General features: G+C 47.1%; 11 protein-coding genes, 1 tRNA gene, 1 pseudogene and 1 other annotated feature. Of the genes and pseudogenes, 2 read left to right on the forward strand and 11 right to left on the reverse strand.

Annotation, left to right across the window (positions count from 1 at the left end; all coding sequences use genetic code 11):
• Positions 1-18 precede the first annotated feature (18 nt).
• From RUW00_RS03425 to RUW00_RS03440, 4 genes are all read right to left on the reverse strand, one after another.
• Positions 19-7,677: a non-ribosomal peptide synthetase gene (locus tag RUW00_RS03425; protein ID WP_280145146.1), complete on the reverse strand. Its 7,659-nt coding sequence runs from the start codon at positions 7,675-7,677 to the stop codon at positions 19-21.
• A gap of 479 nt (positions 7,678-8,156) precedes the next feature.
• A complete protein-coding gene (gene dacB / locus RUW00_RS03430) occupies positions 8,157-9,632 on the reverse strand; it encodes a D-alanyl-D-alanine carboxypeptidase/D-alanyl-D-alanine endopeptidase (RefSeq protein ID WP_280145147.1) in 1,476 nt (491 codons plus the stop codon).
• Between the two features lie 18 nt (positions 9,633-9,650).
• A complete protein-coding gene (locus RUW00_RS03435) occupies positions 9,651-10,619 on the reverse strand; it encodes an aldose 1-epimerase (protein ID WP_280145148.1) in 969 nt (322 codons plus the stop codon).
• Between the two features lie 115 nt (positions 10,620-10,734).
• Positions 10,735-12,123, reverse strand: coding sequence for an MATE family efflux transporter (locus RUW00_RS03440; protein ID WP_014418076.1), 1,389 nt, complete (start codon positions 12,121-12,123; stop codon positions 10,735-10,737).
• A gap of 228 nt (positions 12,124-12,351) precedes the next feature.
• On the opposite strand from RUW00_RS03440, the gene RUW00_RS03445 reads away from it, so the two are divergent.
• Positions 12,352-12,894, forward strand: a complete 543-nt coding sequence (locus RUW00_RS03445; protein ID WP_280145149.1) for an IseA DL-endopeptidase inhibitor family protein — start codon at positions 12,352-12,354, stop codon at positions 12,892-12,894.
• A gap of 144 nt (positions 12,895-13,038) precedes the next feature.
• On the opposite strand, the gene RUW00_RS03450 is transcribed toward RUW00_RS03445, so the two are convergent.
• The 3 genes from RUW00_RS03450 to RUW00_RS03460 form a co-directional block, all read right to left on the reverse strand.
• Positions 13,039-13,111, reverse strand: a tRNA-Arg gene (locus tag RUW00_RS03450).
• A gap of 42 nt (positions 13,112-13,153) precedes the next feature.
• Complete coding sequence (locus tag RUW00_RS03455) at positions 13,154-13,699, reverse strand: site-specific integrase (protein WP_003153850.1); 546 nt, start codon at positions 13,697-13,699, stop codon at positions 13,154-13,156.
• Between the two features lie 314 nt (positions 13,700-14,013).
• Positions 14,014-14,244: an excisionase family DNA-binding protein gene (locus tag RUW00_RS03460; RefSeq protein WP_003153848.1), complete on the reverse strand. Its 231-nt coding sequence runs from the start codon at positions 14,242-14,244 to the stop codon at positions 14,014-14,016.
• 242 nt (positions 14,245-14,486) lie between these two features.
• Between RUW00_RS03460 and ggt the strand changes: the two genes are divergently transcribed.
• Positions 14,487-16,262 (forward strand): gamma-glutamyltransferase, encoded by a 1,776-nt coding sequence (ggt, locus tag RUW00_RS03465; protein ID WP_280145150.1) that lies wholly within the window; start codon positions 14,487-14,489, stop codon positions 16,260-16,262.
• Positions 16,263-16,308: 46 nt separating this feature from the next.
• Here the strand turns inward: ggt and RUW00_RS03470 are convergent, their stop codons facing one another.
• The 4 genes and pseudogenes from RUW00_RS03470 to RUW00_RS03485 all read right to left on the reverse strand — a co-directional run.
• Complete coding sequence (locus RUW00_RS03470; RefSeq protein ID WP_007407356.1) at positions 16,309-17,484, reverse strand: MFS transporter; 1,176 nt, start codon at positions 17,482-17,484, stop codon at positions 16,309-16,311.
• Positions 17,485-17,627: 143 nt separating this feature from the next.
• Positions 17,628-17,930 carry an ArsR/SmtB family transcription factor gene (locus RUW00_RS03475; protein ID WP_007407355.1) on the reverse strand — a complete coding sequence of 101 codons (303 nt, stop codon included), beginning with the start codon at positions 17,928-17,930 and terminating at the stop codon, positions 17,628-17,630.
• Positions 17,931-17,961: 31 nt separating this feature from the next.
• Complete coding sequence (thrS, locus tag RUW00_RS03480) at positions 17,962-19,896, reverse strand: threonine--tRNA ligase (protein WP_280145151.1); 1,935 nt, start codon at positions 19,894-19,896, stop codon at positions 17,962-17,964.
• A 52-nt stretch (positions 19,897-19,948) separates the two neighbouring features.
• Positions 19,949-20,174: a binding site (T-box leader), on the reverse strand.
• Positions 20,175-20,539: 365 nt separating this feature from the next.
• Positions 20,540-20,842 (reverse strand): annotated as a pseudogene (locus RUW00_RS03485) (LysR substrate-binding domain-containing protein); the annotation flags it as partial.
• Positions 20,843-20,860: the final 18 nt, after the last annotated feature.

The following is a 20,860-nucleotide window of genomic DNA, read 5'->3' on the forward strand; positions in this document are numbered from 1 at the left end:
ACACACCTTTTTATGAAATTAAAGTCCTTTTACGAGATCTTCAATGCTTGATAGTGCTTGAGCGGTCAATTCTGTATGGCTGTAATCCGTTAATGTTTTTTCCCGCTCTTTCTTGCCGGAACAGTGGGCGATGATGTCCTCGAGGTGAGTATGGAAACGATTCATGAAAAACTCGATTGCCCCCGGTGCAAATACATCGGTATAAACGGCTTTTACCTCCAGTTGCCCGGCCGCCACCATCGCGTTAATATCCAGATCAAACTCGCGGATGCGCCCGGCCGCTATATCATGCTGCGGCTTGAACGGTGACATCTTCAGCGTTCCCTCAAGACCGTCAAACGCACCGAGATAGTTAAAGCTTATTTCTGGGTCTTTATAAAGAATGTTTCGCGAATATCTCAGCAGCCCGTAGCCGGTTCCGTGATGAGGAACCCGTCTCATCATATCTTTTACCGTCTTTATGCGGTGAGCGGTTTTTTCGCCTGAGCCGCCCGGCACTCTCATATCCAAAAGCACCGGGTAAACAGATGTAAACCATCCTGCCGTTCTTGACATATCAATGTCAGGAATATGCCCCTGGCGCCCGTGCCCCTCAGTGCTGATAAGGATCTGTTCAGAACCCGTCCACTCATGAAGCGCCATTCCAAGCGCCGTTAAAAGCAATTCATGAACATCCGTTCCGTATGCCTGCTGTGTTTCCAACAGCAGCTGTTTCGTGACTTCGCTGCTTAATATCCACGATGCAGTGCGCGCGTTTTCCTGCAATCGTCCGGCGTTTTCATCAGTTATTTTCGGCAGCGGCGCTGTTTCACCAGACATCACGCTGTCCCAGTATGCGGCTTCCTCCAGCAATGCTTTGCTCTTGGAAATGTCAAAAAGCTCTTCGGCATACTTTATATAAGAATCGCTTTTCGGCGGCAGTTCGATTTGTTTGCCTTCTAATGCCTGCTGATAAGCTGTCTGCAGATCTTCAAGCAATATCCTCCATGACACGCCGTCCACGATAAGATGATGAATCGTTATAAGAAGATGGTCGGCATCCTTCTGCCTGAACACTCCGAGATGAAGCAGAGGACCTTGATCAAGGCGCATAGCCTGCTGTATTTCTTTTTCCTCAGCGGCTATCCGTTTTTCGGGCTGCGTTTCTTCTGAAATATCTATGACGTTAAGCGTAAATATTTCTTCATGCTGCTTTGTGATTCCGCGATTATATTGAACGGCTTCCCCATGCTCATTTTCAGTGAAAGTCATTCGCAGCGCATCATGATGTTCTGTCAGCGCGCAAACCGCCTGGTACAGCGCATCTATTTGGAGGCTGTCTTCAGTGCACAGCATGACTGATTGGTTATAATGAAGCTCAAACGCACCCGGCTCCTCAAAAAATCTCTGCTGGATCGGTGTCAGCGGAGCGCTTCCTTCTATCGGCCCCTGATCAGCCGTTGCAACAGCCGGCGTGAGGTGCTTCGCGAGTTCTGCAATCGTCGGGAACTGAAACAAATCGCGGATCGACATGTTCCAGCCTTCTCCGGCGAGTCGGGCTGACACTTGAAGCGCCTTAATGGAATCTCCCCCAAGCTCAAAGAAAGAGTGATGAATTCCCGCTTTCTGAATATGAAGCACATCTTCCCAAATCCGGCATAACATCGCCTGTTTTTCATCGCCGGGCGCGACAAATGCCTGTGATGAATGTATCTCTTCTGCCGGCAATGCCGATTTATCAAGTTTGCCGTTCAGTGTCAGGGGCATGCTGTCTAAACCGATAATATGAGACGGCATCATATAAGCCGGGAGCTCCTGCATAAGAGACTGGCGAAGTGATGAGATATCGGCCTCTTTAGGAACGATGTATGCCGCTAATCGGGCTTGTCCTTCGGCGTCTTTCATCACGGTAACAGCCGCTTCTTTGACTTGATCGTGTTTCAAAAGCACACTTTCTATTTCTCCCGTCTCAATTCTGTATCCTCTGATTTTTACCTGCTTATCAATCCGCCCTTGAAAACGAAGAGTGCCATCCGGCAGCCAGCAAGCCTGATCTCCGGTTCTGTAAAGCGTTTCTCCCGTTTGTAACGGATCACTGAATGCGTCCTCTGTCAGCTCAGGCTGTCCCCAATATCCTTTGGCGACGCCGGCGCCCCCGATATACAGCTCTCCGAAAACGCCGATCGGCTGGACCTGTTTGTCTTTGTTTAAGACGTACATTTGTACATTCGGAAGCGGAACACCGATCGGCACATCATCTTCCCGCGGCTTTTCGCTCATTTCGGCTTCATAATACGAAGAATCAATTGTCGCTTCTGTTACACCGTAGCTGTTAATGATCCGCATTTCTTTCCCAAAGCGTTCATGAAGCGTATAAAAATCCTGCGACTTGATCATATCTGAACCCAGTACCAGTACTTTTACACTTTGCAGCGCGAGCTTCCGGCGATATATATATTCCATAAACGGAACAATCAGCGCGGGTGTCGACTCCATAAACGTGATACGGTGCTGATCAATGAGCCGATAAAGCTGTTGTGGCTCAAGCCGGACGTCATCCGGACAAATGACAAGCGTTCCCCCGTTTAGCAGGGCGCGTGCAAGATCCCCTGAAAATACATCAAATGAGAAACTCGCCATCTGCAGCACTCTGACCGGTATAAGATCAAGCTCATAAATCCTGCGCCATGCAAGTGCTGCATGCGTAAAGCTGCGATTTCTGACTTCGACTCCCTTCGGCGTTCCCGTTGTTCCCGAAGTATATATGATATATGCAGTATCATCCGGTGACGCTGCCGGCTGAATATTCTTTGCACAAATATCGTATTGATCTTCATGATCAAGCTGAATGAGAAATAAATTGTGATCCGTCAGCTGTGAAGCAAGTTCTTTGTATTCTGACTGCACCATCAAGACGGATGCCGCGCTGTCTTTTAATAAATAGCGAATCCTTTCCTCGGGATAATGGGAGTCAATCGGTATATACGCCCCTCCCGATTTCATGACGGCAAGAACACTGACGATCGCTTCAATCGAACGGTTTGCCAATATAGCTGCTCTTTTTCCCGGACCGAATCCATTTTTGTGTAATGTTCGCGCAAGCCGATTTGCCCGCTCATTAAGCTGCGAATAGCTGATCTGTTGTGCTCCTTCAATAACAGCGGTCTGATGAGGCGTTTCTTCTGTTTTCTCTTCAAACAGCTGGTGAAACAGTTTGTGTTTTTCCATGAATTCGGTTTGTGTGTTATTAAACTCAATCAGTAACTTTTGTTTTTCTTCTTCATCCAAAATGTCAGCTTTCGATAGTGTGACTTCCGGTTCGGCGGCAACATGGCGCAAGAGATTCAGTAAGTGGCCCATCCATCGTTCAATCGTTTCTTTCATAAAAAGCTCGGTGCTGAATTCCATTTCAAAGCGGATGTTTCCATCGGATTCAGCCGCTGATAAGGTCAGGTCAAAACTTGATACATCATGTTCGGTATGCTCTGATCGTGACGCCTTCAGACCGGCCAGATTTATCTCCTCTCGCTCCATATTCTGAAGAATAAACATCGCATCAAACAGCGGATTGCGGCTCATGTCCCGCTGCACGCCGAGCCGTTCCACAAGCTCCTCAAATGGGTAGTCCTGATGCTCATACGCCTCAAGCGCGGCCTGGCGGACTTCCGCCAAGTAATCGGTAAACCGTTTGTCTCCTTTCGGCTCCGTTCTGATGGCCAGCGTGTTGACGAACATGCCTAGAATCGGTTCAAGGTCTTTGTGCGGACGCCCGGCAATCGGCGAGCCGACGATGATGTCTTCCTGCCCGCTCAATCTCGCGAGTAACGTATTGTACGCGGCGAGAAGCACCATATACAAAGTGGAGCCGTGATCCCGGGCGATGCGGTGAAGGCCGGATGCGGTTTCAGCGTCAAGCGTGCACGATACGCTGCCGCCCGCAAAGCTTCTGACAGCCGGACGGGGCTTGTCAGCCGGAAGCTCAAGCACCGGAAGCTCTCCTTCTAGCCGCTTCAGCCAATACGCTTCCTGCTTCTGATATCCTTCCTTCTCCTGAAACGACCGCTGCCAGACGGCATAGTCTTTATATTGAAGGCGCATCGGCGCAAGCGAACGGCCTGCGTACAGCTCGCCGAATTCTTTAATCAAGGTGTTGACGGACACACCGTCAGAAATAATATGATGCATATCCGTTAATAAAAGATGACGTTCGTCTGATTCTTTCACGAGGGCCGCACGGAAGAGCGGCGCTTCCTCCAGACAAAACGGCCGGACGAATGCGTCAGCTGACTCGGCCTCATCGAGCTGAAACGGTACGCTGTCATGGATGCGCTGCACCGGTTCGCCGTCAGGCCCCGTTTCAAAGGACGTTCTGAGCGACTCATGCCGCTCCACAAGCTGCCGGAACGTCTCCTCCAGCCGGCCGCGGTCAAGCGGGCCCGTCAGTTCCAGCACAGCCGGCATATTGTAGCCGACACCGCCGTCTTCAAGCTGCTGGAGCACATACATCCGTTTCTGCGCCGAAGACACCGGATAGGTGTCCTGTGTTTTCGCAGGCTGAATCGCTTCATACGGGCTCTCTTCCAAGTCCTGAATAACCGAAGCGAGCTCTTCCACCGTCGGCCGGGCGAAGATGTCCTGTAACGGCACCTGAACACCGAATTCCTTGGCGATGCGGGAGACGAGAGCTGTCGCTTTTAACGAATGGCCGCCCCGCTCAAAAAAGTGATCCCGGATGCCGACGGGGCCGTTTTTCAGCACCTCTTCCCAAAGGGCGCAAAGCTTCATTTCCGTGACGTTCCGCGGGGCGGTGTACGCCTGTCTGTCTGCCGCTCCGCCGGGAGCCGGCAGCGCGCGGCGGTCAAGTTTTCCGCTCGGCGTGACCGGCCACTCGGTCATCTTTATGAACTGAGCCGGCATCATGTAGGCCGGAAGGCGTGTCGCAAGCTCCGCCCGCACGTCATCGCTTTCCCGTCCTTCGATATAGGCGTAAAGCGCGGTTTCGCCGTGTTCGGTCCGGGCGGTGACCGCCGCCTCACGAATGCCGTCGATGCGCCGGATCGCCGCTTCGATTTCTCCCGGTTCAATCCGGTAGCCGCGGACTTTCACCTGTCCGTCTGAACGCCCGAGCCATTCAACAAGGCCGTCTTCTGTCCAGCGTGCGATATCGCCTGTCTGATACATGCGCTCTCCCGGATAAAACGGATCATCGAGAAAGCGCTCCTCCGTCAGCTCAGGCCGGTTCAGATAGCCCCGGGCCACCCCTGTCCCCGCGATGTACAGCTCTCCTGCCACACCCGCAGGCTGGATGGTTCCTCCGCTATCTAATACATACAGACGGGCACCAGGAACGGGTTTACCAATCGGAAGCCTTGTCCGTCCGCTGTCCCGTTTTCGGTCACAGACGTAAAACGCCGCATCAACCGTCGCTTCTGTCGGTCCGTAGCCGTGAATAAGCATGGTCTCCGGCAACAGATCGGCAAACCGGGCAGCCGTAAGCGGGGAAAGAGCTTCCCCTCCGGCAAACACGCGTGTCAGTGTTCTGCCGAGGCGTGTTCTTGTTTCCGCAGGCTCTGTTTCCAGCGCGTCTAAAAAGCTGTTGACCATCGCCGGAATAAAATGCGCGGTCGTCACCTTTTCAGAAGAAAAAGCTTCAATCATCCGCACAGGATCTTTCTCCCATCCGGCCGGAAGCAGATACACGGAAGCGCCGGACATCGTCCACCAAAACAATTGCCAGATGGAGGCGTCGAATGAAAAGGATGATTTCAGCACGATGATGTCCTCTTCCGTTAATGGGAACTGCCCTTGCATCCCTGATAAAAAGGCGGCGGCTTGACGGTGTTCAACAGCCACTCCCTTCGGTGTTCCCGTCGAACCGGACGTATAAATGATATAAGCGAGCGAATCAGCATCCGCTTCTTCAGAGACAGCCCCTGTCTCCGTCTCGCCTGTCAGAGCAGAAAGAGACACTTCTAGCGTTTCGCCGGAAAAACCGGGAACGGATAATCCCGGCTGTGCAAGCAGGAGACAAGCGCCGCAGTCATCGAGCATATAGCGCAGCCTGTCCTCAGGATACTCCGGGTCAAGCGGCACATAGGCGCCGCCCGCTTTTAACACGGCAAGCACTGAAACCACCATCTCCGGCGAGCGTTCAGCGAGTACGCCGACCATGCTTTCTTTGCGGACGCCTTTTTGGCGGAGCCGAACAGCGAGCCTGTCTGTGTACTGATCGAGCTCAGCGTACGTCAGCATACCGCCCGGAAAACGGAGCGCCGGACGATGCGGCGAAAGCGCGGCGCGGCGGGCAAACAGTCCGTGAAGCGTCGGAGCCGGCGGTTCAACCGTTTCTGTACGGTTAAACGCAGTTAACACCCGTTTCTTTTCATTTTCATCCGCCATATCAATATGCCGAATCAGCTGGTTTGGATTTCTAACGGCATTTTCAACGATCGTCAGCAAATGAGTTTGAATTCGTTTAATCGATGTTTTAGTAAATAAAGCGGATTGATAATCAAAATTCAGCTCAATCAATCCCGTATCTGTCCGCTCCTTAATTAAAATGGACAGCTCATTTGCCGTATGTCCGCTGAAAAACATCGCCGTTTCATAATCGAAACCTTCTGCCTGACGCCACGCGAGAGGCTGGTATTGCATCGAAATCCCGATGATATTTTGCAGGTCGTGATGAGTCTGCCTTAATTCATTCACAAAAAGATTGTAAGGATATTTCTGGTGCCGCATAACAGACAGCTGCTCTTTTCCTACGCTGCGGACAAAGGACAGGAACTCCGCATCAGGATCTGCCGTCATTCTGATCGGCAGTGTGCTGACGAACATGCCGAGCATATCCTTTTCGAGCCTGGAGCCCCGGTTTCCGTAATAAGTGCCGATGGCAATATCCTTTTTAGCCGTCAGACGGCTGATGCATATGTATAACGAAGCCATAAACAGAGAGATGATGCTGATATTATTTTCTTTGCAAAAACGCCGGATAGATTGTTCTAAGGAGTGAGAAAGAGTGATTGTATCTCTGGAAGCCGCAGTGCTTTGTCTAAGATGAGAGGTTCGTTCCGCCAGTGAAAGGTGTTCCGGAACGGTTCGGTATGTTTCAGTCCAAAATGAACGGTCTTTTTGAAAACGGGAAGACTGTAAGTATTGCTGTTCTTTTTCCATGTAGCTGAGATAGGAAGGTCTGTGATGTTCAGCTAAATCCTCGCCCCGCATAATCTTTTGGTAGATATCAATGAGCTGGTTGCCGAGCAGGTTGAGCGAGATGCCGTCCATGATAATATGGTGAAATTTTGAATAAAGCCAAACTTCTTCGTCTGACATGACAAGCAGAGTAAATTGATACAGAGGTGAATGAAACAGCTTGAACGGAACACGGGTCTGCGTGTCAATCCATGCGTCCCGCTCTGCCTGATCAGTATGAGTAAAATCAACAGTCTCTAGAGAAATCGGCCGATGCCCCGCCAGATACAGCTGGGGTTCTGATCCGTCCCCTTCTGTCAGTTGAAACCTGAGTGAATCATTTTGCGAGATAGAAAAATCTAAAGCATGGCGCAGTACGTCAAAATCGATGTCCCCCCTGAATTTGACGCACGCCGCGAGATTGCAGATACTTGTGCCCGGCTCGAGCAGCTCTGTAAACCAGACTCTTCTTTGGGCGTGAGTTAAAGAATAAACAGTGTTCTTCAATGGAATCCCTCCATTTCAATTTAAGAGGATAAGAAAGTGAAATAATTACAATTAAATTTCGACAGCATATGACTAAATCATCCATATAAGCATTATTTTAAAACATATTTTAGAAATCACAATAAAAAATTAAATTTTCTCTAACATTTTTTAGAATATAGTATATATTCCTCACTTCATTTCTTCATTTCTATAATCTTTATACCATGTAAAACGGTATGTATGCACACTACAAACTGGTTCTTAAACACTATAATAAGGAATAAAATGTATAATTAATTGCGCTTTTAAAAAGGTTTTGCCTCCTTAAAAGAAGTTTTACGTTAAAAAATGAAAAATCGGTGAACAAGTAAGAAAGTATCATGTAAAAAAAAGGAAGTATATTGCCGATATTACTTTTTGAAAAGATTGATTCATAATCGCAATATAATGTTTTACAGACATCAAAAAAGCCGAATCCTCTAAGGATTCGGCCCTTCTTATTGATTTGCCAGCACGACTGCAATTTTGTCTTCAATGTCTTTTCCGTCATCTTCGTCAAGCAGCCCGTTTTGAAGCACGGAAAAAATAAGCGTATCTCCTGTTTTTGTGTCTGCATAGCCGGCAATCGAACTGACTGATGTTAGTGACCCGGTTTTCGCTTTAATTTTGCCCTCCGCCGGGGTGCCCTTCAGCCGGTTCCGAAGGGTTCCTCCCGTCATTCTGTCACTTGCGCCAGCGACAGGGAGCGACCGAAGGAAAGACGGGTACCACTTTTCTTTCTGAACCGCATACAAAAGCTCTCCGATTTGGCCGGCGGATACGCCGTTAATATGAGAAACGCCGGATCCGTCTCTTGCAATCAATTCATCCGGATTCAGCCCGAACGATTTAAGCTCCGATTTCATCACGTCCAAGCCCTTTTCCCAGCTGCCCTCCCCTTTTTTCACTTTTCCCATTTCCTTGATCAGAATTTCGGCGTGCCCGTTGTTGCTCAGTTTCATAAACGGAATCAATAATTCTGAAAGAGGCATGGATGTCCGTGATGTGACAAGTTGGGTGCGGTGCGGCATTCGCCCTGTTCTGATTTTCCCTTTTACAGTTATACCCTGTTTAGTAAGCGCTTGTTTCCATAAATCTAAAGCATAGGACGACGGATCCCACACCGCCGCCCATTCTCTTGCCTGTGCCGAGCCGACAGGTATGGTTCCCTTTATCGTAATCACATTGCCACCGTGCTCCCGTTCAACCGTCAATTCTTTCTTTTCATCAGAAGCGACGGTTTTCACTTCATTTTTCACACGAACGACGTCCGTATGGGGAGAAATCGAAATGCGCGGCTTTTTACCGGGCTGTTTTGCCGGGCTGATTTCCGCAATCACCGTTCCGGTATCATAATCCTCATTTGGGGAAGCGGTAAGAGCTGATACTTGCGCACCATAATATTGGCCTTCATCGCTCCACGGAAGATCAACTGAATACCTGGTATCGTCATACCACGAGTCATCCCCGACCAGATCTCCTTTAATGACATGGATGCCTCTGGCTTTGACCTGTTTAGCCATCTTCTCAAAATCAGAAACCAATAGGGTCGGATCGCCTTTTCCCCTGAGATAAAGGTTTCCGCGCAGCTGTTTTCCTTTCACGGCGCCGTCTGCCCGTACTTCTGTCTTAAAGGTGTAATCTTCTCCGAGAACGGAAAGCGCCGCAGATGCCGTCAGCAGCTTCATCAGTGATGCAGGCCTCAGCCGCATATCTTCCCGGCTGCCGAACAGCACCTCCCCTGTTTTTGCTGACCGGACACTGACGCCCGCTGAAGCCCCCTTTAAAGCAGGTTCTTCATCCAGAATGTGTTCCAGCTCTTTTTGCAGAGTATTTTTTTGTTCAGCCGCCTTAGCCGCATCATCAATATAAGGAACTGCGGCAATGATCAAAAGCAGAATCACCGCGCTCAAGCGTTTCACATATATTTTCAATGTTATCCCGCCTCTTTCCTATTCTTCGTCATGCAAAATGGTGATCCTGGATGACGCAGCCGCTTCTTCGCCCGGTTTCAGAATCTGAAGCCCTGTCAGTGATGCAGGCTGATTCAGATTAAAAGCATCTGTAACGGAAGTATAAGGCTCAAGACTGACAAACCCCTGCTTTCCGTCACCGTTATATACCACCCAATGCTTGAAAGACGTGTCTGCCTGATACAAAACGGATAATTTCTCATCCGGATAATAAATAACAGCTTCGTTATTGCCGCCGTTCCGTCCGGAAGAAAGAAAAACATCGTCAAACTGTTTATTTTTCAAAGACATCCCATGACGGAACGCTTCTTTATCAGGCACATCCAATAAACGGCCCGTCGGCACGAAACGTTCATTTAATTCCCACATGCGGTCAGCCGTCAGAAAAAGACGTGATCGCTCTTCATTGAAAACAAATGTGGAATGATAGCCGAGCCCCCAAGGAAAAGCCTCCGTTCCCTTGTTGGTAATCAGCGCCCGCTGCGTAAACACACTGTCTTTTAATGTATAGGTCATCCGGACAATGACATCGTGCGGAAATTGTTTATGAACACGGGGAATCTTTGAAAGATCAATTTCTGTTTCGACTGTCATTCCATCCCCCTCTTCTTTCGCTGCCGCCGCTTTCCAATGCTGATTGTGAAGAAAGCCGTGAATATGATTATGTTTATCCTCTTCGTTTATCTCGAATTGATACGCGCGGCCGTCAAAACGAAACGTCCCGTCCGTAATCCGGTTCGGCGGGAATAAAACGGGAATGCCGTACAGCATCGGTTTTGCGCGGAATTGCTCCGCAGTTTCCGGTTCTCTGAGAAGCCGCATGCCGGTTCTTTTATCCCGAAGCGATATGACATTTGATCCCCACTCCGGCACAATGATGCATTCAGCCTGATCAGTCTCCGCTTTTATGGCTGAAACCCCTAAATAAGTCGTATGTTCAATCGTCATAAGCACCTGCCCTTTCCTTGTTTTCTAGCATGTATAGGAATTCCATTTTCTAAACTCATTTTCCTTCTCTAAAAAAAACATCGCCCGTATGAACTGAGCGATGTGCCGTAAAACCTTATTGAATCAGCCGGGTAATCTGTTTTTTCTTCCATACAAACCGGTAATATCCGTATTGCAGCAGCAGGCTGACGACAAAAGCCGCCGGATAACCGACCCAAATGCCGAGAATGCCGAGATTCGTATAATGAGAAAGAATAAAGGCCACAGGCACTTCAATTCCCCAAATCGCAAAAATGCTGATAATCGTCGGCCATAGCACCGTACCGCTCGCCCGCATTGTTGCTGAAACGATCTGAGCGTGACCGAAAATCAAATAGCTCCAAAGGGTAATCATAATCAGATTGCGGGCAATGTGGAGTGTATCCTGATCTGTTAAAAACAAAGCCAGTATCTGCCGGGAGAAGGTGTAAATCAGCAGGATCAACACCCCGCCGATCAAATAATTCAGGCCGATGCCGACTTTGATGACCTGTTTCAGCCGGCCGAATTGATTGGCGCCAATGGATTGGGCGGCAAAAATTGAAACGGCGATACCGAGGCTTACCGCCGGCATCTGCACATAACTCGCCACTTGGTTGACGACCCCGTAAGCAGCCGTCGCGTTTGATCCGTAATGATTGACAAATGAAATGACCGCAATTTCAGAAAGTGACACGAGAATCATATTGATGCTCGACGGAATACCGAGACGGAGTAAAAGCGCGAGCAGCTTTTTGTCCATTTTAAGAGAACGGAGCGCAGTCCGGTCAAATGCCAATGGATGTTTTCTTTTCCGTAAATAAACCATGAGTACGATAAATGTCACGATGTTTGAAATCACGGTTGCATACGCCGAACCGTAAATGCCGAACTTCGGAAGTCCGAAAAGCCCGAGAATCAATAAGGGCAAGAGCCCGATGTTTATGACTGTACTGACGATTAACGTATAAAACGGGGTCTTTGAATCTCCCGTTCCGCGTAAAAATGTCGTATACGCAAAATATAAAAACATCAGCGGCATTGCGCAAAACAAAATGCGCGCATATCGGACACTGACATCTATTACGTTTTCCGGCGTTCCCATCAGCCGCAGAATATCAAGCGTAAACACACTGCCGACAACTGCCAGAACAACACCGAGCATAAAGGTAAAAGTCAGTGTAGTGCCGACAATCGCCTTCATCCTCTCTTCGTTTTTCGCGCCGTAAGCCTGCCCGATCAGAATGGAACTTCCCGAACCGATTCCGATCGTAAAGGAGATCAGCAGAAAAAACAGCGGAAAAAAAGACGATACGGCGGCAAGCGCATCAACTCCGAGCCACCTTCCGACAAATACCATTCCGACCAATTGGCCGACAGATTGCAATACATTGCTTAAAAGCAGCGGCACTAAAAACAGTGACATCGATCGCCAGACAGACTGGCCGCGGCCTTCCGCTGTTTCTAAATGATCTTGTACTTCCATATGTAGGACTCCTTTTTTGATTTTCTTCCATTTTATTATTCAGCAGACAGCTTGTAAAAACCTTTTGTTCAATGAAACTCTTTATCTTTTTCTCACGTCTTACATGGAAATAAACCATAAAAATAAAAAGTCCGGAAAATATTTCTGAAAAGGTATTGTAATCTTACCGTAATTATTGTAACATTTGTAACATAAGAGAAAGAGATTGATTGAAGGAGAGATTATATCATGAAAAAATGGCTATTATTCCTCACTACTATTACATTGATTCTGTCACTGGGCACTGCGGCGACCGCCAAAAATGCACCTAATGACCTTACACAAAAACAAGCACTTCAGCTGGCCTTGTCAGCGAGAGAACATTTCTGGAACACAATGAGCGGCGGTTCACTTAAATCAAACGCAAATTGCACTTCTGAACCGTTTGAATATCAAAATCTGCAATATGTATTTATGTGCAAAGACCTCGGAACAAAAGCGAAAGCCGTAAAATATCTGACACCCGCTTTTACAAAGCAAGCGATTGACAAAGGGCTTAACGATTACCACTTCACTGTAAAAGACGGCAAATTGGCTGTTCCGGTCGGCGACGGAGATAACCTTCTGAATTGGAAAAAAGCAAAAATGACTCTTCTTTCTAAAAAAGGAAGCGTCCAAACATACCGCTTCACTGTACCGACTCTTGACGGTTCTCCGTCAGCAAAACGCGATGTAACATTCGTAAAAGAAAACAACGTTTGGAAAGTCAATCAATTTGATGCTGTCATATAAGAAAAAGCCCGCTTACTTACAGCGGGCTTTTTTCACATCATTTCCACCAGGTCTCACAAAATATTCAACTCAAAAACCCCTTGTATAACAAGGGGGTTTTTGTTTTACCGACATTATTCAGCTGCGCCTTTCTCATACAAAAAACGCTCTAGGAGAGATTCGAACTCCCGACCTGCAGTTTAGGAAACTGCTGCACTATCCGCTGTGCTACTAGAGCCTGCTTCTATTATAGTAACGCTGGCGGCCGTTTTTTTCAAGTCTACAGCCCTCCGAACACTTTATAGGCGGCTCTCGTCGTATCTTCATCTATTCCGATATAACGCATTGTAATAGACGGAGAAGAATGATTCAAAATCCTCTGCAGTTCAGCAATGTCTTTTGTCCTCTGATAAAAATGATACCCGAACGTCTTTCTAAGCGTATGCGTCCCGATTTCCTCCAACCCGCAAGCGGCAGCCGCTTCCTTTAATATTCTGTATGCCTGAATCCGGGATATGGGCTTATTCGTCCGTTTTGATTTAAACAAATAGTCATCCTCTTTCATGTCTTTTGTATAAGCGTATATGTCGGCCTTTAAAGACTCCAGTATCAGAATTTTTCTTTTCTTTCTCGTTTTGCTTTCGGTTGCCCACACATGGTCTTTGTTCCTTACATCCCTCACGCGAAGCGGCAGAACATCTGAAATCCGCAGTGCGCTGTTCATGCCGAAAATAAATAAAAAATAATCACGATCACTTTTTTTCATTAAATACTGTTTGACTTCCTGGATCTTCTCCAAACTTCGGATCGGCTGTACGATATGCATCAAAAAACCCCTTATAATTGGTAAAGTAACATATTGAGCATTATGTTACTATTATAACCGAAACCCGTTGAATGATAAAGGATAAAGGGTCTTATGTAACATAATATACATAGTGTTACATAAGGTGAATCAGATAAGCAGTTTCAACGAATTCCTCAAAAACATCATTTTCAGCCCGTTGACAAGCTTTTAAACAAATAGATACTCAAGGTATTAAAAAATGAAAACGGCGGCCTTAAAACGAAATCTGAGCATCCGTTTTTTTGTGAGCAACCGAAAAAAATGCAAAAAAAGACACAATATGAAATTGTGTCCTAATCTTCATCTTTTACATCAATGTCCTCAGGAAGCGGCTCATTTAAAAACTCTTGAATCATTTCCTTATATTTTTCCAGCTGCTCGAGATGTGTTTGAAATTGTTCCTTGTTGATTAAATATTGCTGTCCGTCATGGACGGCTCTTATTTTATTCGTCAAAACAAGATTGTGCACATATTCTTCAGGAAGACTGGTAAACTCAGCTGTCTCTTTGATCGTTAAATACATGGCTCACGTTCCTTTCATATGTCATGTGAGTGAATTCTGTTTTGTTTATTGTAGCTTATTTTTTGTCTTTATGCTTGTTTCACAGCTTTTTCAGTCCGGTTTCCCATTTAGCCTATTTGCGACTGATTACATTCACACAGAAACCCCAACTTTTTGACACCGGACTATTCCGTTTGTCACTTGTGAAAACAGCACATTTTACTTACTCTATAATTGTAAGCGGAAAACAAAGGAGGCAGACTATGAAAAAGAAAAAGTTTATGAATCTCTGTTTTATCGTTCTGCTCAGTACTTTGCTCGCGGCCGGAAGCATCCCTTATCACGCTCAGGCTAAGAAACACCCGTTTTCCTATGACGACTACAAACAGGTAGATGTCGGCAAAGACGGCATGGTTGCCACCGCCCATCCTCTCGCTTCACAAATCGGTGCCGACGTGCTGAAAAAAGGCGGCAATGCAATTGACGCCGCGGTTGCCATTCAATTCGCATTAAACGTAACTGAACCTATGATGTCAGGAATCGGCGGCGGCGGATTTATGATGGTTTATGATGCGAAGACGAAAGACACCACCATTATCGACAGCAGGGAACGCGCACCGGCAGGCGCAACACCGGATATGTTCCTTGACGAAAACGGCAAAGCCATTCCTTTCTCCGAACGCGTTACGAAAGGGACTGCAGTCGGTGTTCCGGGAACATTAAAAGGACTTGAAAAAGCGCTAGACAAATGGGGCACACGCTCCATGAAACAACTCATCACCCCTTCCATTAAACTTGCCTCAAAAGGCTTTCCGATCGATTCGGTTTTAGCTGATGCCATCTCAGATTATAAAGACAAATTATCACACACTGCTGCAAAAGACGTGTTTCTTCCGAACGGAGAACCTCTGAAAGAAGGAGACACACTCATCCAAAAAGACTTAGCCAAAACATTTACAGCTATTAAGTACAAAGGCACAAAAGCATTCTATGACGGTGCATTCTCCAAAAAGCTTGCAGAAACAGTGCAGGAATTCGGCGGCTCAATGACAGAAAAAGACATTAAAAACTTCAATGTGACGATTGACGAACCGATCTGGGGAGATTACCAGGGCTATCATATCGCAACTGCTCCTCCTCCAAGCTCGGGCGGTGTTTTCCTGTTGCAAATGCTGAACCTCCTGGATGATTTTAAGCTTTCTCAATATGATATCCGTTCTTGGCAAAAATATCAGCTTCTCGCAGAAACGATGCATTTGGCTTATGCTGACCGCGCCGCATTTGCCGGGGACCCAGAATTCGTCAACGTCCCTCTCAAAGGTCTCTTGAATCCAGATTATATCAATGCCCGCAGACAGCTGATAGATATTGATAAAGTCAATAAAAAACCGAAAGCCGGCGATCCTTGGGCCTATCAGGAAGGTTCTGCAAACTATAAACAAGTGGAGCAGCCGACTGACAAACAGGAAGGTCAAACGACTCACTTCACGGTAACCGACCGCTTCGGCAATGTCGTATCTTATACGACAACAATTGAACAGCTGTTCGGTTCCGGCATTATGGTTCCCGGATACGGCGTTGTGCTGAATAATGAGTTAACAGACTTCGATGCGGTGCCTGGCGGCGCAAATGAAGTGCAGCCGAATAAACGTCCGCTCAGCAGCATGACTCCGACTATTTTATTCAAAAATAACGAACCTGTCCTGACTGTCGGCTCCCCCGGCGGAGCAACGATTATTTCTTCCGTCCTGCAAACGATCCTGAACAAAGTTGAGTACGGCATGGATCTGAAAGCGGCAGTCGAAGAGCCGAGAATTTACACAAACAGCATGACATCCTATCGATATGAAAAAGGAGTGCCGGAAGAAGCCCGCACAAAACTGAACGAAATGGGGCATAAATTCGGCAGCAGCCCGGTTGATATCGGTAATGTGCAAAGCATCCTGATCGACCGTGAAAACGGCACCTTCACCGGAGTCGCCGACTCAAGCCGAAACGGAGCCGCAATCGGCGTAAACTTGAAAAATTATAAAAAATAACAAGACAAAAAGCCTCGTTTCTCAAGCTGAGAAATGAGGCTTTTGTTTATTCTGCACTGTATTCAGATGAGGTTTTTTCAGACGTTAATGATGCAAGCGAAAGCACGCCGCACATCGCGATGACAACACCCGCTGATCCGATCCATGTCACTGACGCAAGAGACAGATGAGTGACAACAATGCCCCCGATGCCCGCCCCGGCTGCCATAGCCAGCTGCATCACAGACTGGTTGAGGCCAAGTAATACACCCGATGATTCAGGCTCCATCGTTGCCAAATGATACTGCTGAGCAGGCCCAGATGACCAGGCGGCGAAGGACCAAAAAATAAGCACTGCCGCCGCTCCGAAAGCAGAATGTGTGACAAACGGCAATAACATGAGCATGATAGCATGAAGCGCCATTCCGCCGGTTAATGTCATACGCGCCCCCCATTTGTCTGCGCTGAAACCGCCTGCTTTAGAACCGGCAAGACTTGCAACACCGAAAATAAGCAGCAATGTACTCAGTATTCCGCTGCCGATATGAGTGACGTTCAGTAAATACGGAGAAAGGTACGTATACGCAACCGAATAGCCTCCGAGCCAAAAAAACGTAATGGCCAGCCCGACAGCCACCTTTCGTTTCTTCAAAAGAGAAAATTGCTGAATGAGCGGCACCGGTTTATCTCCTTTTATCTCAGGCAGCGCGAAACGTATAATAAGCATGGCAATGATTCCGATTGCCGCAATTCCGGCGAAAACCACCTTCCAGCCGAAAGCTTCAGACACGGTTCTTCCGATCGGAACACCGATAATGAGCGCCGCCGTAAACCCCATAATGACGGTTGCGAGAGAACTTGCCTGTTTTCCCGGGGGAGCGATTTTTGCTGCGATCGTAAGCGCGGTGACCACCACGGTTCCTGCTCCAAGCGCCATAATCACCCGCGCTCCCGCAAATAAGCCGAATCCCTGCACAAGGAAAGAAATGATATTTCCGATTACAAACAATCCAAGAGCATAGATCATGAGCTTCCTTCTGTCCAGTTTTGCTGTAAGGGCCATCATGACAGGCGTTCCGATTGCATAAACAAGTGAAAAAATTGTAATCAGCTGCCCTGCCGCTGCCACAGTAACTCCCAAGGACCCTGCAATTTTATCAAGCATCCCGGATATCACATATTCAGACGTCCCCACTAAAAAACTGATAATTGCCAAAATGTAAATCTTCCAGGTATTTTGCACCTGACACACTCCTTCATTGATGATTTGTATAAAGATATATTGTGATATATCGATATAAAGGGTTGAACAAACAGAAACAAATCGCAATATGTCGATGTGTAGTCGGAAAAAGAAACTGAATCCCTCTTCTAAAGGATTCAGCCCTACATTTCGCGCTGAAAATAATCGGCCATCGCCTTTATCGCTTCTTCATCTCTTTTATAATAGGTGTATTTGCCAATCCGTTTTGTTTGGATAAGGCCCGCCCGCTGAAGAATGGAAAGATATTGAGACGCCGTTGACTGTGTCATCTGAAGCTTATCGGTGATCTGGCTGACACATACTCCGATCTCATTCATATCAATGCCATCATGCGGGGCGAAGTGACGGTCCGGCTCTTTCAGCCATTGTAAAATCTCAAGCCGTGACTCATTAGACAACGCTTTAAAAACATCAATAGGTTTCATACGCTTTATTATATCGTGATTTTACGATATGTCAATGTTGTTTTTCTTCAATCTCTATTTTTTGTTTTGCCTCTCTTATGATCCGGGACATAAAATCACTCACATTCTCTTCAAATGTGTCTTCCCGCCCGTATTGCCGTACATGTACAGATTGATGGCGGCACTCTTGATCTCCCACAACAGCAATATACGGTATTTTTTTCATTTGTGCTTCTCTGATTTTATAGCCGAGTTTTTCATCGCGCTGATCGAGCTCAGCCCGGATACCCGCTTTCTTCATTTGCAAGTGCACCTGTTCTGCGCAGTCCCGGTGTGCGGTGTTTGATACTGGGATGATTTTTGCCTGTACCGGTGCAAGCCATAAAGGGAACGCTCCCCCGAAATGTTCTGTAATGATTCCGAGAAATCTGTCGAGAGATCCGAATACCGCCCGGTGAATGACAACAGGACGGACTTTTTGGTTTTTTTCATCAATATATGTTAAATCAAATTTCTCCGGCATTTGAAAATCCAGTTGGACAGTGGCGCATTGATGGCTCCGGTTCAGCGCATCTTTTATATGAATATCAATTTTCGGTCCGTAAAATGCGCCATCTCCCCGATTAAACCGAAAACGATATCCCTGTTCTTGTAATACTTTTTCTAATGCGCTCTCAGCCCTGTCCCACAAGCGTTCGCTTCCCATGTAATCTTCCGGTCTTGTTGACAGCTCAATATCATAGGAAAAACCAAATGCGGTGTACACCTCGTGAATCAGCTGCAGCGCCGAAGCGATCTCACTCTCGATCTGATCCTGCGTTACAAAAATGTGTGCGTCATCCTGGCAAAAAGATCTGACGCGGAGCAGGCCATTAAGCGCCCCGCTGAATTCGTGACGGTGCACCTGACCGAACTCAGCCATCCGAATCGGAAGATCACGATAAGAACGAAGCTTTTCTTTAAATATGAGCATGTGGCCGGGGCAGTTCATCGGCTTTAACGCGAAGCGCTGATGATCGGCTTCTGAGAAATACATATTCTCTTTATAATGATCCCAGTGGCCGGATTGCTCCCAAAGACGCTGGTTCATCATCATAGGGGTGCGCACTTCCTGATAATGATAGGCATCCTGCTTTGAACGCAGAAATGATTCAAGCGTGTTTCGGATAAACTGACCGTTCGGCAGATAAAAAGGCATACCCGGTGCCTCTTCCGAAAACATAAAAAGTTGTAACTCCGCTCCCAATTTCCGATGATTTCTCATCTCCGCCTCTTTCAACAGCTGAAAATGTCTGTTCAGCTCCTTTTCTGAGGAAAATGCTTTCCCATAGATGCGCTGGAGCATTTTTTGGTTGCTGTCGCCGCGCCAATAAGCCCCTGATACATGAGTGAGCGAAAAAGCTTTTATCTGTCCGGCAGACGCCAAGTGCGGACCCCGGCATAAATCAATGAATTCGCTCTGGCGGTATATACTGATTGTATCAGTCTGCGGAATACCCGCTAAGAGTTCAAGCTTCAGCGGTTCATGAGCAAACAGCTGCTCTGCCTCTTCTCTGGGGATTTCTTCTCTGATAATTTCCGGATTTTCCGAAATGATTCGGTTCATCTCTTTTTCAATGACGGCCAGGTCTTTTTCAGTAATCGTTTCATCCATATCAAAGTCATAATAAAAGCCATTGTCAATAACAGGTCCGATCCCTAAACAAACCTTCGGATACAGACGTTTTACCGCTTGCGCCAATACGTGTGCTGCTGTGTGTCTCATCACTTCCAGTCCCGCTTCAGACTGAAAACTGCACAGTTCAATCGCCGCGTCCTTCTGAATGCTTCTTCTAAGGTCATATAACGATCCGTTTATCTTTCCGGCGGCAGACGCCTTTTTCAGACTCGGACTGATTGATTGGGCGATCTCTTCTAACGTAACACCTTTCCGGTATTTTTTTTGTTTTCCATCAGGAAAAGTAATCACAATGTGTGGCTGCTTCACGGTCTGATCTCTCCTTTATTTTTAATAAAATAAAAAACACACTCATCCCAAAGCAAGGGACGAGTGTGTGTCAGACCCGCGGTTCCACCCAAATTCCCGCCACTTTAAGTGACGGCTCATTTTTGCCGTAACGCGGCTATACGGTATCGGCTGCTTTCGTTCACCGATACAGCTCAAAAGGCGGTAAGCTCATTCTTCGTGCCGGGAAGGTCTCAGCCGCGCCTCCCCTCTCTGTATGGCCGGTAAAAATGTCTCATGTCCTTTATCATTGCCATTTTTCTTATATAAACATAAAAACACACTCATCCCAAAAAAGGGACGAGTGTGTGTCAGACCCGCGGTTCCACCCAAATTCCCGCCACTTCAAGTGACGGCTCATTTTTGCCGTAACGCGGCTATACGGTATCGGCTGCTTTCGTTCACCAATACAGCTCAAAAGGCGGTAAGCTCATTCTTCGTGCCGGGAAGGTCTCAGCCGCGCCCTCCCTCTCTGTATGGCCGGTTAAAATGTCTCATGTCCTTATCATTGCAGATACTTTATCCGAAAAACTTTCTTTTATTATACATAAATTTTCCGAAAAACAAAGTTTTTTTAAGAAAAACCAGAACGAAAAAAATTGGCGTACACAGCTGTCCTGTTTTCTCATCTTCCGTTCGGTAATGCTTTTAATCCATTCAGCAGTTCTTCAAACGCCGATGTCAAAAATAAATCACTCCGGTAGATGAATGATATATTCATATCCCGAAAATGTTCAGGGAGCTCATGAAGAAAAAGATTTTTCCTGTTTTGAAAATAACGGACGGCTGATGCAGGCAGAAAGGAAACTCCCATCCCCGCCTGCACCGCCCCAATAATGGCTTCCAACGTACCGAATTCAATGATTTTATGTGCGGGCACTGCCTCTTCTTTCAGTATGTTTTTTATTTTGCGGCGGTGCGAACAGCCAAACTGTCAGCGACAGTA

This window comes from Bacillus sp. IS1, assembly GCF_032461585.1.
GTDB lineage: Bacteria > Bacillota > Bacilli > Bacillales > Bacillaceae > Bacillus > Bacillus velezensis.

Coding starts and splice junctions, on each gene's coding strand:
- RUW00_RS03445 (WP_280145149.1), top strand. CDS start 12,352: ATGAAAAAATGGCTATTATTCCTCACTACTATTACATTGATTCTGTCA.
- RUW00_RS03475 (WP_007407355.1), bottom strand. CDS start 17,930: ATGAAACCTATTGATGTTTTTAAAGCGTTGTCTAATGAGTCACGGCTT.
- RUW00_RS03435 (WP_280145148.1), bottom strand. CDS start 10,619: ATGACGATTGAACATACGACTTATTTAGGGGTTTCAGCCATAAAAGCG.
- RUW00_RS03460 (WP_003153848.1), bottom strand. CDS start 14,244: ATGTATTTAACGATCAAAGAGACAGCTGAGTTTACCAGTCTTCCTGAA.
- RUW00_RS03455 (WP_003153850.1), bottom strand. CDS start 13,699: ATGCATATCGTACAGCCGATCCGAAGTTTGGAGAAGATCCAGGAAGTC.
- RUW00_RS03440 (WP_014418076.1), bottom strand. CDS start 12,123: ATGGAAGTACAAGATCATTTAGAAACAGCGGAAGGCCGCGGCCAGTCT.
- ggt (WP_280145150.1), top strand. CDS start 14,487: ATGAAAAAGAAAAAGTTTATGAATCTCTGTTTTATCGTTCTGCTCAGT.